14 protein-coding genes and 1 other RNA gene are annotated in these 13,648 nt (G+C 55.5%); 11 read left to right on the top strand and 4 right to left on the bottom strand.

Translation table 11 applies throughout. From position 1 onward, the window contains the following. Nucleotides 1-39 precede the first annotated feature (39 nt). The gene (locus KNP78_RS03785; RefSeq protein WP_214823289.1) at nt 40-1,074 is read left to right on the top strand and encodes a zinc-binding dehydrogenase; all 1,035 of its coding nucleotides are present in this window, start codon (nt 40-42) and stop codon (nt 1,072-1,074) included. Between the two features lie 47 nt (nt 1,075-1,121). Here KNP78_RS03785 and KNP78_RS03780 read toward each other — a convergent pair whose 3' ends face one another. Continuing rightward, a complete protein-coding gene (locus tag KNP78_RS03780) occupies nt 1,122-1,766 on the bottom strand; it encodes a YczE/YyaS/YitT family protein (protein WP_214797081.1) in 645 nt (214 codons plus the stop codon). Nucleotides 1,767-2,111: 345 nt separating this feature from the next. Between KNP78_RS03780 and KNP78_RS15685 the strand changes: the two genes are divergently transcribed. From KNP78_RS15685 to KNP78_RS03765, 4 genes are all read left to right on the top strand, one after another. Beyond that, nucleotides 2,112-2,705: a deoxyribodipyrimidine photo-lyase gene (locus tag KNP78_RS15685; RefSeq protein WP_251128435.1), complete on the top strand. Its 594-nt coding sequence runs from the start codon at nt 2,112-2,114 to the stop codon at nt 2,703-2,705. Between the two features lie 89 nt (nt 2,706-2,794). Further along, on the top strand, nt 2,795-3,310 hold the full coding sequence (locus KNP78_RS15680; protein WP_251128434.1) for an FAD-binding domain-containing protein: 516 nt from the start codon (nt 2,795-2,797) through the stop codon (nt 3,308-3,310). A 75-nt stretch (nt 3,311-3,385) separates the two neighbouring features. Continuing rightward, nucleotides 3,386-3,572: non-coding RNA, 6S RNA (gene ssrS / locus KNP78_RS03770), on the top strand. Nucleotides 3,573-3,666: 94 nt separating this feature from the next. Continuing rightward, nucleotides 3,667-4,434 carry a tRNA threonylcarbamoyladenosine dehydratase gene (locus KNP78_RS03765; RefSeq protein ID WP_034776899.1) on the top strand — a complete coding sequence of 256 codons (768 nt, stop codon included), beginning with the start codon at nt 3,667-3,669 and terminating at the stop codon, nt 4,432-4,434. A 23-nt stretch (nt 4,435-4,457) separates the two neighbouring features. Here the strand turns inward: KNP78_RS03765 and KNP78_RS03760 are convergent, their stop codons facing one another. Further along, on the bottom strand, nt 4,458-5,765 hold the full coding sequence (locus KNP78_RS03760) for a replication-associated recombination protein A (protein WP_034776901.1): 1,308 nt from the start codon (nt 5,763-5,765) through the stop codon (nt 4,458-4,460). A 60-nt stretch (nt 5,766-5,825) separates the two neighbouring features. Between KNP78_RS03760 and cymR the strand changes: the two genes are divergently transcribed. The 4 genes from cymR to KNP78_RS03740 are packed head-to-tail and all read left to right on the top strand — an operon-like array spanning nt 5,826 to nt 9,182. Next, entirely contained in the window at nt 5,826-6,233 is a 408-nt protein-coding gene (gene cymR / locus KNP78_RS03755; RefSeq protein WP_021066920.1) for a cysteine metabolism transcriptional regulator CymR, read from the top strand. A 17-nt stretch (nt 6,234-6,250) separates the two neighbouring features. Continuing rightward, the gene (locus tag KNP78_RS03750; RefSeq protein ID WP_214752580.1) at nt 6,251-7,387 is read left to right on the top strand and encodes a cysteine desulfurase family protein; all 1,137 of its coding nucleotides are present in this window, start codon (nt 6,251-6,253) and stop codon (nt 7,385-7,387) included. Nucleotides 7,388-7,390: 3 nt separating this feature from the next. Next, nucleotides 7,391-8,512 (top strand): tRNA 2-thiouridine(34) synthase MnmA, encoded by a 1,122-nt coding sequence (gene mnmA / locus KNP78_RS03745; RefSeq protein ID WP_034776905.1) that lies wholly within the window; start codon nt 7,391-7,393, stop codon nt 8,510-8,512. A gap of 4 nt (nt 8,513-8,516) precedes the next feature. Beyond that, nucleotides 8,517-9,182 (top strand): tetratricopeptide repeat protein, encoded by a 666-nt coding sequence (locus KNP78_RS03740; RefSeq protein ID WP_214752582.1) that lies wholly within the window; start codon nt 8,517-8,519, stop codon nt 9,180-9,182. Between the two features lie 44 nt (nt 9,183-9,226). Here the strand turns inward: KNP78_RS03740 and KNP78_RS03735 are convergent, their stop codons facing one another. Together KNP78_RS03735 and KNP78_RS03730 are read right to left on the bottom strand one after the other, a co-directional pair. Further along, nucleotides 9,227-9,673 carry a hypothetical protein gene (locus KNP78_RS03735; protein WP_214823288.1) on the bottom strand — a complete coding sequence of 149 codons (447 nt, stop codon included), beginning with the start codon at nt 9,671-9,673 and terminating at the stop codon, nt 9,227-9,229. A gap of 334 nt (nt 9,674-10,007) precedes the next feature. Next, entirely contained in the window at nt 10,008-10,556 is a 549-nt protein-coding gene (locus tag KNP78_RS03730; RefSeq protein WP_235420143.1) for a VOC family protein, read from the bottom strand. 118 nt (nt 10,557-10,674) lie between these two features. Between KNP78_RS03730 and KNP78_RS03725 the strand changes: the two genes are divergently transcribed. Beyond that, nucleotides 10,675-11,361, top strand: coding sequence for a magnesium and cobalt transport protein CorA (locus tag KNP78_RS03725; RefSeq protein ID WP_214823287.1), 687 nt, complete (start codon nt 10,675-10,677; stop codon nt 11,359-11,361). 70 nt (nt 11,362-11,431) lie between these two features. Continuing rightward, nucleotides 11,432-13,639, top strand: coding sequence for an SF1B family DNA helicase RecD2 (gene recD2, locus KNP78_RS03720; RefSeq protein WP_034779798.1), 2,208 nt, complete (start codon nt 11,432-11,434; stop codon nt 13,637-13,639). Nucleotides 13,640-13,648: the final 9 nt, after the last annotated feature.

Here is a 13,648-nt window from a genome sequence, read left to right as displayed (position 1 = left end):
TAGACAAGCAAATGGTGGTTATGAGGAGGAAAACAAGTGATGAAAGCAGTACAGGTCATCGGTTACGGGGACGTCGATCAATTACAGGTCGTCGATGTCCCGATTCCGAGCCCGAAACAAGGAGAAGTGCTCGTGCGCGTGAAAGCGTGCGGGATTAACAATACCGAGATTTGGATGCGAGAAGGCGCGTATGGGACGGACAAAGAGTCGGGCTGGCGGCCGGAAGGGGTCCAATTCCCACGTATTCCTGGTTCCGATATCACGGGTGAAGTCGTAGAGGTCGGCAGTGGGGTCGAGGAGACGATGGTCGGACGTCGCGTCGTCCTATTCCCGTTCACATCGAGCGGGCCGGAAGGGGACGAGCATATCGCTGACGATATGTCGTTCATCGGCTCCGAGTACGACGGCGGATACGCCGAATATGTCGTCTGGCCGGCAGAGCTCTGTTTCGATATGCCGCTCGACAGTTTCGTCGATAGCGCCGTCTTCACGGTGAGCGGGTTGACGGCGTGGCATATGAACGAACAGATTGAGATTCAGCCGGGGCAGACGATCGTCGTCACGGGTGCGAGCGGTGGCGTCGGTTCGTTCAACGTCCAAATCGCGGCGAACGTGCATGGGGCGAACGTGTTCGCCATCGTCGGGGACTTGAAAGATGAAGCGAAGCTGAAGGATCTTGGGGCGGACCATGTCTTTTCATACCGCTCCGAGAGGCTCGCCGATGAGATTCTCGAGGCGAACGGAGGACCGGTCGATGCCGTGCTCGATGTCGTCGGCGATGCCTTGTTCGCGACAGCGCTCAAGGTGTTGAAGAATGGCGGCAAGTTCTGTATTTCCGGTTCGGCCGGGGGACAACAGACGAACCTCGACTTCCGGAAGCTGTATTTGAAACACATCACCATGTACGGTTCCGTGCTCGGCACACGTGCGGAGTTCCAAACGATGCTCGAGGCGATTAAAGCTGGTAAGGTCAGGCCGATCGTCGACCGGACGTTCCCGCTCGCTGAGGCACGGGATGCGCAGGCGTATTTCAAACAGCGCGGCAAGTTCGGAAAAATCGTCCTCGTCCCATAACCAAAAAGAGAGGAAACCGGACGCTGACATCCGATTTCCTCTCTTTTTTATGCCGCCACTTTCGCCCGGTCGATGACCGAGACGAGACGCCGGAACTGTTCAAGCCAAAACTGGAAGAACGGACCGATCAAGAAAATCGACAGCAAAGTCCCGAAAAAGACAGGTCCGCCCAGTACCCAGCCGATGAGGCAAGCCGTCAGTTCCATCCACGTCCGCATCATGCGGACCGACGTGTTGAACCGGTCGGCCAAGGCGAGTGTTAATCCGTCCCGTGGGCCGGCTCCGTAGCCGATGGCGACGTACAAGCCGGCACCCATGCCGATGACGAAGATGCCGAGGACGAGCCAGGCGATATTGAGCGCGATGCCGTCCAGTTGCGGCAACCAGTGGCGCTCGAGAATCAAATTCATGAACACCCCGACGAAGACGGCGTTGACGAGCGTCCCGAACTGGGGCCGAATCCGGTCCAGTATGTACTTGCAGAAGACGAGCAAGAGACCGACGAGCAAGATGATCGTCCCGACGGAAATCGGTGTGTGGCGGGCGAGGCCGAGATGGAGCACGTCCCACGTCGACACGCCGAGGTCGGCCGTGATCATCATCGATGACCCGAGGGCGAGCAGGAATAGACCGCTCATGAACAACGTCCACTTCAAGCTGATTCGTAAAGATTGTACCCATACCGCGTGCATGTTCGTCGCCTCGATTCCCTAAAATGTTCCATCATCATATCATAGTTGGTTTCACGACAAGAAAAAAACGCTTCAGACGAAGTCCGAAGCGCTTTGCTCACTTTTTAGGTGTCGAAGCTTTTTTTGCTTTGTTCTTTTTATAGTAATCGTAGACGAACGGTGCGACCGCTGTCGCGACTTTAATGAGTGTACCAAATTTACCTTTTCTAGCCATGTTGTTGCACCCCTTTCTGTTTCTAATGATGTATATTCCACCCGTTGCGGAAATGAAAACATATTTTGGACAGCTTCACCTTATGTAAGACAAGCATTCATGACCCATAATGAGGTCAGGAGGCGAAATCAATGAAGACGATTATCTGGTATCAAAACGATTTGCGGGTCGATGACCATCGTCCGCTCGAGGAGGCGCTCCGACACGAGGACACGATTGAAGGGCATTATTTCATCCGGGAAGATGAGCTCTCAGAGAACCGATTCGGGCATACCCCGCTAGGACCGAGACGGCTCCAATTTTTGAACGAGGCGCTCGAAGATTTGGGCGGGTCGCTCGCAACGCTCGGCATCCCTCTGTTCGTCCATGTCGGGCATCCGCTCGACGTGCTCGACCCGAACGACCGGCTATTGTTCCAGCGATCGATCGGCTTATACGAACGGCTGCGCGAACGAGAAATCATGACCGCGTGGCGCGGCTCGTGTCAGGCGTTTGACGGCTTCACGCTCTATCCGCGGGCAGAAATCCCGTTCGAGCGCATGCCATTCCTCTTCACTGAGTTTCGAAAAGCTGTCGAAGCTGAAGCGAGACCGGAAAAGCGATTCGACCGGCCGCGTGAAGGGGAAGCGTATCCGATTGATTTCCCTGTCGCCTATGAACGGGTCGAGCAGGGCAAGCATACCGCGTTCACGTTCAAGGGCGGGAGCGGCTCGCGGCCTATTTAGCGGGGCCAATCCGGACGTATAAAGAGACACGAAACGGCTTCGGGGTCGACGACTCATCGAAACTGTCGGCTTATCTTGCTAACGGCTCGTTGTCACCGCGCCGGGTGCTACACGAGCTCGAGCAACATGAGCGGTCACACGGGGCGAATGAGTCGACGTATTGGCTCTATTTTGAATTGCTCTGGCGTGATTTCTTCCAATGGGTCGCACTCGAGCAAGGGAAACGACTCTTCCGGGCCCAAGGCATCCGTTCGAAACAAAAGACGTGGCGCGTCGACCCTGACGTCATCGCGCGTTGGCAGGCGGGTGAGACAGGCGTCGACTTTGTCGATGCGTTCATGCATGAGTTGAACGCGACGGGATGGATGTCGAACCGGGGCCGTCAAATCGTCGCGAGCTACTTCGCGAAAGAACTCGGGCAAGACTGGCGCATCGGCGCGTCCTATTTCGAATCGACGCTAATTGACTATGATGTCGCGAGCAACTACGGTAATTGGGCGTACCAGGCCGGTGTCGGCAACGACTCACGCGACCGGCATTTCAACGTCAGTCGGCAACAAGATACGTACGACCCGACCGGTGCGTTTCGTAATATGTGGTTGTGACGAAACTGTCACGAGAAGTCATCGTTTCTGATTGACTTCTTTTTACAGACAGTGCTATAGTAAGGTCAACAGATGGGATACCTGAGGTGTACGAGAGCCGCCTTCGTTATTTTGAGCCAACACTTTGAATACGGGAGACCGAACTGCTATCCAGATCAACTGCCTCATCACGTGCAGGAGGACTTGTGAAGGGGACGCTAGGTCACCCACCTGCTTAAGCAGGTTCAAAAGCAGGGCATCGTCACGGCACTCCGGGTCCCATCGATTTTATTGTAAAACGTCGCTAGGCGTCTTTTTTTTGATTATAATTCCGAGTAAAATAGTGTGAGAAAATAGGATTCATTTGGAGGAAGAGTATGTTACACCAGTTTTCACGTAATGAGTTGGCCATTGGTCAAGAAGGTTTAGAAACATTGAAAGGGAAGACGGTCGCCATCCTCGGTGTCGGCGGTGTCGGGTCGTTCGCGGCCGAGGCGCTCGCACGCAGTGGCGTCGGACGAATCGTGCTCGTCGATAAAGATGATATCGATATCACGAACGTCAACCGCCAGATTCACGCGCTCTTGTCGACGGTCGGGCAACCGAAAGTCGAAGCGATGGCGACACGCCTCCTCGATATCAACCCTGAGCTCGAGCTCGTCAAATTAAAAATGTTCTACACGGAAGAGACGTTCGAGGAATTCTTTGCGCAAGACCTCGACTTCGTCATCGATGCCTCGGACACGATCATCTATAAGATCCACTTGATCGTCGAGTGCAAACGTCGTGGCATCCCGGTCATCTCGAGCATGGGCATGGCCAACAAGATGGACCCGACGCGCATCAAAGTCGTCGACATCAAGGATACGACATACGACCCGATCGCCAAAATGGTCCGGACGCGTCTCCGTAAAGAGCGCATCCATAAGGGCGTCCCGGTCGTCTTTTCAGACGAGTCGCCGATCGTGACACGCGAAGACGTGAACGAGGTCGTCGGGAAGAAAGATGCCCCGATCCGTAAAGCGAAGATGCCGCCGAGTTCGAACGCGTTCGTCCCATCGGTCGCCGGCCTCGTCGCAGCAGGGTATGTCATCAACCAAATGCTTGAGACAGCTGGTGTCGAGATCAACCGCATCCAGAAATGAAAAAACGACGCGGCTCAAAAGAGTCAGCGTCGTTTTTCCCAATAATCGAGTCGTTTTTGCAGCTGTTGCTCGAAGCCACGGCTCGTCGGTGTATAATATTTAGGACGTTTTCGGGCCAAGTTCTCCGGCCAGTAGTTTTGCGCGACGTAGCCGTCTTTCTCGTCGTGCGGGTATTTGTATCCGGCACCGTTGCCGAGCTCGCGGGCGCCTGGGCTGTGCGCGTCACGGAGATGGACCGGTACCGGACCGCCTTCGACCGTGCGGACGTGGTGAATCGCCTTATCGATGGCGGTGATGACCGCGTTCGATTTCGGTGCCGTCGCGAGATACAGGACGGCCTGTGCCATCGGGATCCGTGCCTCCGGGAAACCAACGTGTTCGCTCGCGCGAGCGGCCGCATCGACGATGACGAGCGCGTTCGGGTCACTGAGCCCGATATCTTCGGCCGCATGCACATAGAGCCTGCGCATGATGAAGCGCGGTGATTCGCCGGCCTCGATCATGACGGCGAGCCAGTACAGTGCCGCGTCCGGGTCCGAGCCGCGAATCGACTTAATGAACGCCGAGATGACGTCATAGTGCCGGTCACCCGTCTTGTCGTACTTGATGGCTTTTTGTTGAATCGACTCCTCGGCCACGTCGAGTGTGATTTGAATCTTGCCATCGACCTCGGGCGTCGTCAATACGGCCAACTCGAGGGCGTTCAACAGGACACGGTAGTCACCGTCCGCCATTTTGATATAATGGTCCACGGCGGCTTCCTCGATTTGGACGGGATAGTTGCCGAGTCCCTTTTTATCAGCGAGAGCCCGCTCCAAGACGACACGAAGTTCGTCTGGTCCAGGCGGTTCGAGCCGAAACACGGTCGCGCGCGACAGCAACGCCGCGTTGACCTCAAAACTCGGGTTTTCGGTCGTCGCCCCGATCAAGATGAGCTTCCCGGCCTCTAGTGCCGGGAGCAGGGCGTCTTGTTGCAGTTTATTGAAACGATGAATCTCGTCTAAAAATAAAATCGTTCGTTCTTGCTCGAAATCAAACCGGGACTCGGCCTCGCGGATGACGCTCCGGAGTTCATCGAGTTTGGCCGTGACGGCGTTCAATTGCACGAACGTCGCTTTCGTATAATTCGAGATGACGCGGGCGAGCGTCGTCTTGCCCGTTCCCGGCGGTCCATACAAGATAATCGTGCCGAGGCGGTCGGCCTCGATGGCCCGCCGCAGCAATTTGCCTTCGCCGATGATGTGGCGTTGACCGATGACTTCGTCTAACGTTTCAGGCCGCATCCGATTGGCGAGCGGGCCGCTATTCGATTGCTGAAATAAATCACTCATACGTACACATTCCTTTCGACAAACGTTTGTTCGACTAGTATAGCAGAAGGAGACATGAAGATGAAAATATCTACAAAAGGTCGTTATGGATTGACGATCATGATCGCACTGGCCCGGGAAACGGACAACAAACCGCTCAGCTTGAAAAAGATTGCGGCCCGGCATGACTTGCCCGAACATTACTTAGAGCAGTTGATCGGTCCACTTCGCAACGGCGGTCTCGTCAAGAGCGTCCGCGGGGCGTACGGCGGCTATCAGCTCGTCAAACCGGCAACGGACATCACGGCGGGAGAAATCATCCGCTTGCTCGAAGGGCCGCTCACAATCGTCGAAGACTCAGAAGCGGACGATGCCGTGAAACGGAAGCTTTGGGATAAAATCAAAGCGGCGATCGAGAAAGTGCTCGAAGAGACGACACTCGCCGATCTCGCTGAAGAAGATTCTGATGGCTATATGTTCTATATATAAAGATGAGGTGAACGAATATGAACTATTTTGATCATGCCGCAACGACGCCGATGCGTCCGGAAGTGCTCGAAGCGATGACACCTTATATGCTCGAACATTATGGCAACCCGTCGAGCATCCACGGCATCGGACGGACGGCGCGCGCCGCACTGGATACTTCGCGCCGGACGCTCGCCACGTGGATCGGGGCGACCCCGAACGAGATCGTCTTCACATCGGGCGGCACCGAGTCGGACAACTATGCGCTGTTCGGTACGGCTTACGCGAATCAACATAAAGGCAAACATGTGATCACGACGAAAGTCGAACACCACGCCGTCTTGCACGCGATGGAGCAACTCGAGCGGGAAGGATTCGACGTGACGTATCTCGATGTCGACGCGACGGGTGCGGTGACGCTTGACTCCGTTCGTGCTGCGCTCCGGGACGATACGATCCTCGTCTCGGTCATGTACGGCAACAACGAGGTCGGCACACTTCAACCGATTGCGGAAATCGGTGCACTCCTCGCCGACCATCAGGCTTACTTCCATACGGACGCCGTCCAAGCGCTCGGTACGGAAACGATTGACGTCAAGGCGCTCGGGGTCGATTTATTGTCGGCCTCGGCCCATAAAATCAATGGCCCGAAAGGTATCGGTTTTCTTTTTATAAAAACAGGTGTAAAATTAGCGACGCGTTCTTTTGGAGGACAACAAGAACGGAAACGTCGAGCCGGCACGGAAAACGTTCCGGGTGCCGTCGGGTTCCAACAAGCAGCCGAACTGGCCAAAATCGAGCAAGTCGAACGAGTGGGCGCGTACCAGCAAATGACCGAGGCGCTCTTCAAGCGACTCGATGAACTCGGAGTCGAGTATGACGTGAACGGGGCGAACCGCTTACCGCACATCGTCAACTTGTATCTCCCGGGCATCGAACTTGAACCGTTCCTCATCATGATGGACATGCGCGGCTTTGCCATCTCGAGCGGCAGTGCCTGCACGGCAGGGTCGATTGAACCGTCACACGTCTTGACGGCGATGTTCGGGACGTCGGATCGGACGAAACAGTCCGTCCGCATCAGCTTTGGACATGGCAACTCGGTCGCAGACGTGGAGCGGCTCGCCGAACGACTCTCTGAGGTCGTCTCGACATTCACGAACGGAGTGAGATAAATCATGAACTTACGCACAAAAGCCCCTGCCGAGACGACGGTCGTCGTCGGGATGTCAGGCGGCGTCGATTCATCGGTGACGGCCCATTTGCTGAAAGAGCAAGGGTATAACGTTATCGGAATCTTTATGAAAAACTGGGATGATACGGACGAGAACGGTGTCTGTACAGCGACCGAAGACTATGAAGACGTCATCGCGGTCGCGAACCAAATTGGGATCCCTTATTATGCGGTCAACTTCGAGAAAGAATATTGGGACCGCGTGTTCGAATACTTCTTGGCCGAGTACCGTCTCGGACGGACGCCGAACCCGGACGTCATGTGTAACAAGGAAATCAAGTTCAAGGCGTTCCTTGACCACGCGCTTCGCCTCGGTGCCGACTTCGTCGCGACCGGTCACTACGCACGGGTCGAGTACGTCGACGGTGAGCATCGACTTCTTCGTGGGAAAGATGACAACAAAGACCAAACGTACTTCTTGAACCAGTTGTCACAAGACCAACTCGCGCGGACGATGTTCCCGATTGGTCATATGGACAAGAAAGACGTCCGTGTCATCGCCGAAGAAGCGGGACTCGCGACAGCGAAGAAAAAAGATTCGACGGGCATCTGCTTTATCGGAGAGCGCAACTTCAAAGAGTTCCTCTCGGAGTATTTGCCATCACAACCAGGCATCATGCAGACGCTCGATGGGGAACAAAAGGGAAACCATGACGGGCTCATGTATTACACGCTCGGTCAACGCCACGGCCTCGGCATCGGCGGCGACGGGGACCCATGGTTCGTCGTCGGCAAAAACGTGGAAGAAAACATCCTCTACGTCGGCCAAGGGTTCCATCATGACGCGCTCTATTCGGACGCGTTGCTCGCATCGAAGCTGTCATGGACAGGGGCCGTACCAACAGGCGAGTTCCGGGCGACGGCGAAATTCCGCTACCGTCAACAAGACGTGCCTGTGACGATCGCGCCACTTGAAAATGGCGAAGTGCTCGTCAAATTTGATGAGCCGCAACGTGCCATCACGCCAGGACAGGCTGTCGTCTTCTATGACGGTGACATCTGCCTCGGTGGTGCGACGATTGACGAAGCGTATCGAAACGGAAAACGACTCGACTATATCGGATGAGGTGATGACTTTGAACGCAAACGAATTAGGCATCCAAGCGATGCAACAAGGTGAGTTCGAACAGGCGGCCAAGCAGTTCAATGCTGCCATCGAAGCGGACCCGACGGACCCGACCGGTTACGTCAACATGGGTACGCTCTTGCAAGCGATCGGCGACCATGAACGGGCCGTCGTCTTTTACGATAAGGCGCTCGAACTCGACAACGCGTTCGGCGCGGCCCATTACGCGAAGGGAGCGCTCGCCTATGAGCTCGAACAGCTCGACTTGGCCGAGGCATCTCTGCGTCAGGCGCTCCTCGCCGGGATGGACGACGCCGACCTTCATTTCATGCTCGGCTTGACGTACAAGGCGATGGGCGACTTCGTCCGGGCCTTGCCGCGTCTTCGGGAAGCGATGAAGCAGGCACCGGAAGACGTCGAGATTTCGTTCCAATACGGGCTCGCGCTCGCACAGAACGAACAGCTCGACGAGGCCGTCGAATCGCTCGAGCATACGCTCGACCTCGACGCGAGCCATACGGACGCCCGTTACAACTTGGCAATCGCCTACGCCTTCCTCGGTGAACAGGACAAGACGTACGCCGAGCTTGAACGTGTGCTCGAGTTGCAACCGGACCATGCGCTCGCGTATGACGCGAAAGCGAAAATGGATGAATTGCTCGGTAACTAAATTAATAAAGCGCTTCTCGCAGTGTTTGCGAGAGGCGCTTTTTGTTAGTCCCAATAATGGAAAATGACGTTACCGACCGTCTCTGGTTCCCAATATTTGATTTCTCCGCGTTCCGCTTTGTTCAGAAACGGCTGTAGCGACAAATCGAACCGCTCATTCAACTCAGCCGCTGACGGAATCTGATAGGTGTCAGGAAACAGGTCGGTCAGTTCTGGTAAATCGATGAATTCATATTGAAACGGTTCGAGTTTGGAGATGCCGATGACAGGATAGTTTCTGCTGAGCAGGACATAGATGGTTTGCTCACTCCATGTGATACTCGCCTGGTGATAATTCGGAGTGATTTCGTCCCCAATGGTAAAGGAACATATTCCTCGTTTAATCCGGGTGAACTCAAAACAAATCGATTTGAACGTCTTCCAATCTGACCCTGGGGCGGAACAGTCGCCGTATGAAAAGCCGGTGATACATTCAGGGAGGGTGAGCGTCATGCGGACACCTCCCCGATGACCCAAATCAAAAGATTAAAAGTCATCAATACCAGTGTGCCGGCAAGCGCGATGTAGCTCCACAAGACACGCGTTCCGGACTTGGCTCGTCGTACACCATCCATCAAGATCAGGAAACTCGTCCCGAATGAGACGAACGCCAACGCTGCAAACGAAGTGGGTCGGTCGAGCGTGGGAAACGCATTGATCACAAAATACAGCCCAAAGGTGAGCAAGCCTAAACAAGCCATGAGGAAAAGCGGGAAGAAACGCATATGGCACGACCTTTTCCATTTTCTCTCATCGTATCATGTAGGTTGTCGAGCGTACATGTGAATCAGAGCTGTTTCGTCGTGATCTTCACGGGCTCGCCGGCGAACTCACCGTAGGCCTCGTCCATATTTTTCGTGTATAGCTCGATCACGTTCTTGCTCGGGTCTTTGAAGTAGGCCGAGCGCTCTTTACCGTTGACCGTCTCGTCCTCGTCCCACGTCCGGAGTTTCGTCGGGATGTTTGACGCCTCTAACACTTCGAGCGCTTGGTCGAACGACTCCATCGGAACGAAAAATGCGCAGTGGACGTGGGCGCCGCCTTCATCATAGAGCGTGTCCCACTCGGTCACGTCCTCTTGGCGATTCGATTCTTCTTCTGACGTGAAATCTCGTTTCAGCCAAAGGCCGAGGCGAGTATTCCCACCGACATAGAGCCACGTCGCCCAAGGTTCGTCCGCGTGCTCCTGTGCCTCGCTCGGCTCGGCATCATCACCGACCCATTGTTCGACGACGGGCAGTCCGAGCTTGCCGTGCCAAAAATCGACGGCCTCGGTCATGTCGGTCACTTCTAACACGAGTTCACACAGGCCACTGATTGGAATACGGTTCGTCATACATAATCCCTCCTTCATAGGTTCACTCGAACAGTTCCCGCTTTGATTCGACGAAAAACGTGCATAGCCGTCCGAGTGTTCGGGAAATGGATTAGCAATGTGAGAGGGGAGAAATCATATGCGGATGTTTAGTTTGATCAGCGTCGTTATTTTTTTCATCATCGAATGGTTCATGCTCGGTCGTCTGTTCATCGAAGTCGATAATCGTCTCGCGACGGGCGAGTGGACGAATAATCTCTTGTTCCGGGTCGTCGTCGAGTCGGAACGGGCGACGACCGTACTGTTACTCCTGTTTGCGACATTTTTTGTGATCGGTGTCGTCATGCATTGGGTATTGTCGGCGAACAAGTCCTGGTCCGTGACGTTTGGTGCGATCGGGGTGGCGTGGGTCGTCCCTGCCCTGCTTGCCCTCGTGGCTTGGTTCATCCCGAACCCGTACGTCCAGCTAGGGATCATCGTGTTGCAGCTGTCGTTCATCCCGCTCGTCCCGTTCGTCGGACAGACGGTACGGTTCGGTCACGTCGTGTTGAACTGGGGCGTCCACGTCATCGCCGCGGGACTTGTGCTGTTGATTCAGCGACCATCGCTTGAGCAACTGTTTCGTGTCGAGCGGACCGAGCTGTTCGAGCGGCTCGAAGGTTATGTCAATTCGGGGGAGCTGGAACGGTTCGAACGACTGCTTGAAACCGTGGACTTGGAGCAACTTGAGCGCATCTTGAACCGAATCGATGTCGATCAGCTGATTCGGATTCTTGAACGTGTCGACCTCGACCAGCTCGAGCGCATCCTCAACCTGTTCAGTTAGGCGATTTGTCCTACCGTTCAAACTCGGGCTATAATGGGGGATGGAAAACTAGCTGGAGGTGGCTCGAATGATGGCAGCACCTTACGAGTTGACAGGAAAAGTCATCCGCGTCCTGTTTCAATCGGAAGAAGAAGCGCACACGATCGCGCTCGTACGTATAAAAGAAAAGAACTTTGAGACAGACGAGACCGAGATGGTCATCGCCGGTGTCGGCGTCGGCATTGAAAAAGGAGAGACGTATAAAGCGCACGGGCGTCTCGTCGACCATCCCCGATTCGGGAAACAGATGAAAGCGGAATGGATCCGCCGTGTCGTCCCGATGACGAAACGGGCGGCCGTCCGGTTTTTGACGAACGGCTCTTTCCCGGGAATCGGGCAAAAAACGGCCCAAAAAATTGCTGACGCACTCGGAGACGACTGCATCGACCAAATCGTTAAGCATCCGAGTATCTTGTCGAACGTCGACGGCTTGAAAGAAAAGCAGGCCCGCGTCATCACCGAGCGGTTGAACGTGTTGTATGGGGTCGATCAGTTGCTGTTGTTTTTGGCGCCGTTCGATGTCACACCGCGACTCGCCTCGAAGATTCATAAAGAGTATGAAGGTCGGGCGATGGAGACGATCGAGAAAAATCCATACGCCCTCATGTATGACGTTCAAGGCATCGGCTTCAAGACGGCCGACGCCATCGCCGCCCACTTTGGCATCCAAGGGATTCACCCGGAACGGATCGCGGCGGCCGTGCTGTACGTGCTCGAGCTCGAGCAAGGGAACGGACACTTGTTCGTCACGGCCGATCAGCTCGCGAATGAGATGCCGCGCATCATCGGCGGTGATCCGGGTGAGGCGCTCGTCTCGGCGCTCGAGACGCTCGCGAACGATGAACGTGTCATTGTCGAAGACGGAGTCGTCTATCATCCACGTGTGTACCGGGCCGAACAAAAAGCGGCCGAGGAACTCGCGCGCATCATGTCGACATCGACGACTGAAGACGTCGATATGACGACGATCTTTGATGCGGTCGGTCGCGTCGAGGAGATGTTCTCGATCGAGTATGCCAAGCAACAACGAGAGGCGATCGAACTTGCCTTGAAGTCGCCGCTCATGGTGCTGACAGGCGGACCTGGGACCGGGAAAACGACCGTCGTCCGCGGTATCATCCACGCGCTCAGCGACGTGTTCGACTGGAAGCTCGAACCGGTACAGAACCAACCGTTCCCGTTCGTGCTCGCCGCACCGACCGGCCGGGCCGCGAAACGGCTCAGTGAGTCGACGGGCTTGCCGGCCTCGACGATTCACCGTCTCTTAAAGTTTGATGGTAGCTCGTTTCAAGTCGATGACACGAATCCGCTCGTCGGAAAAGTGCTCATCGTCGACGAGGCGTCGATGATTGATATCTTCTTGTTCCGCAGCCTGCTTCGGGCAGTGCCGAACGGGATGAAAATCCTCTTCGTCGGTGACCGGGATCAATTGCCTTCGGTCGGACCGGGCCAAGTGCTCGCCGACTTGATGGCGACCGACGGGATTCCCGTCGTCCGGCTCGATGTCGTCCATCGGCAGGCGTCCGAGTCGAGCATCCTGCGTCTGGCGCACGCGCTCAACGCGAAACAGATGCCGGACGATTTGCTCGCGGCACTGCCGGACCGTCGCTTTTATACGGCCAACCAAGAGACGGCGCTCCAGGCGATCTGTCAAATGGCCGGGGCCGCGCTGCGAAAAGGTTATTCCCCATTCGATATCCAAGTGCTCGCACCGACGTACCGTGGGGTATGCGGCATCGATGGATTGAACGAGGCGCTCCAAAACGTGTTCAATCCGAAATCGGCGGCCCGGGAAGTGAAGCACGGCAACCGGACGTATCGGAACGGGGATAAAGTGCTCCAACTCGTCAATAACGCCGAGGAGAACGTCTATAACGGCGATATCGGTGAAATCACGAACATTTTCTATGCGAAAGAAAACGTCGACAAGGTCGACAAAATCTATATCCGCTTCGATCAGACCGAGGTCGAGTATAACCGGAGCGAATGGGACCAGTTCACCCACGCCTATGCCATCACCATCCATAAGTCACAAGGGTCCGAGTTCCCGATCGTGCTCATGCCCGTCTTCTTCAACGGCGGCTTCCGCTCGTCGCGCAACTTGATTTATACGGCCGTCACTCGGGCGAAGAAGAGTTTGCTCTTGTTCGGAGACGTCCGTGCCCTCGAGGCGGCGACGCGAGAAGAAGAGCCGGTGCGGCGAACGAAACTCGTCGAGCGGCTAGGCGGCAAGTCTTGACGTCTCCCG

The organism is Exiguobacterium sp. s28 (genome assembly GCF_018618135.1).
Lineage (GTDB): Bacteria > Bacillota > Bacilli > Exiguobacteriales > Exiguobacteriaceae > Exiguobacterium > Exiguobacterium mexicanum_A.
The sequence above is the reverse complement of the archived record's forward strand: the minus strand, read 5'-3'. Positions and strand labels throughout refer to the sequence as shown.

What these genes read in the sequence shown, in the direction of transcription:
- KNP78_RS03760 (WP_034776901.1), bottom strand. Translation starts at nt 5,765, where the DNA reads ATGAGTGATTTATTTCAGCAATCGAATAGCGGCCCGCTCGCCAATCGG.
- KNP78_RS03730 (WP_235420143.1), bottom strand. Translation starts at nt 10,556, where the DNA reads ATGACGAACCGTATTCCAATCAGTGGCCTGTGTGAACTCGTGTTAGAA.
- KNP78_RS03780 (WP_214797081.1), bottom strand. Translation starts at nt 1,766, where the DNA reads ATGCACGCGGTATGGGTACAATCTTTACGAATCAGCTTGAAGTGGACG.
- cymR (WP_021066920.1), top strand. Translation starts at nt 5,826, where the DNA reads ATGAAAATATCTACAAAAGGTCGTTATGGATTGACGATCATGATCGCA.
- KNP78_RS15685 (WP_251128435.1), top strand. Translation starts at nt 2,112, where the DNA reads ATGAAGACGATTATCTGGTATCAAAACGATTTGCGGGTCGATGACCAT.
- KNP78_RS03740 (WP_214752582.1), top strand. Translation starts at nt 8,517, where the DNA reads ATGACTTTGAACGCAAACGAATTAGGCATCCAAGCGATGCAACAAGGT.
- recD2 (WP_034779798.1), top strand. Translation starts at nt 11,432, where the DNA reads ATGGCAGCACCTTACGAGTTGACAGGAAAAGTCATCCGCGTCCTGTTT.
- KNP78_RS03725 (WP_214823287.1), top strand. Translation starts at nt 10,675, where the DNA reads ATGCGGATGTTTAGTTTGATCAGCGTCGTTATTTTTTTCATCATCGAA.
- KNP78_RS03735 (WP_214823288.1), bottom strand. Translation starts at nt 9,673, where the DNA reads ATGACGCTCACCCTCCCTGAATGTATCACCGGCTTTTCATACGGCGAC.
- KNP78_RS03785 (WP_214823289.1), top strand. Translation starts at nt 40, where the DNA reads ATGAAAGCAGTACAGGTCATCGGTTACGGGGACGTCGATCAATTACAG.
- mnmA (WP_034776905.1), top strand. Translation starts at nt 7,391, where the DNA reads ATGAACTTACGCACAAAAGCCCCTGCCGAGACGACGGTCGTCGTCGGG.
- KNP78_RS03765 (WP_034776899.1), top strand. Translation starts at nt 3,667, where the DNA reads ATGTTACACCAGTTTTCACGTAATGAGTTGGCCATTGGTCAAGAAGGT.
- KNP78_RS03750 (WP_214752580.1), top strand. Translation starts at nt 6,251, where the DNA reads ATGAACTATTTTGATCATGCCGCAACGACGCCGATGCGTCCGGAAGTG.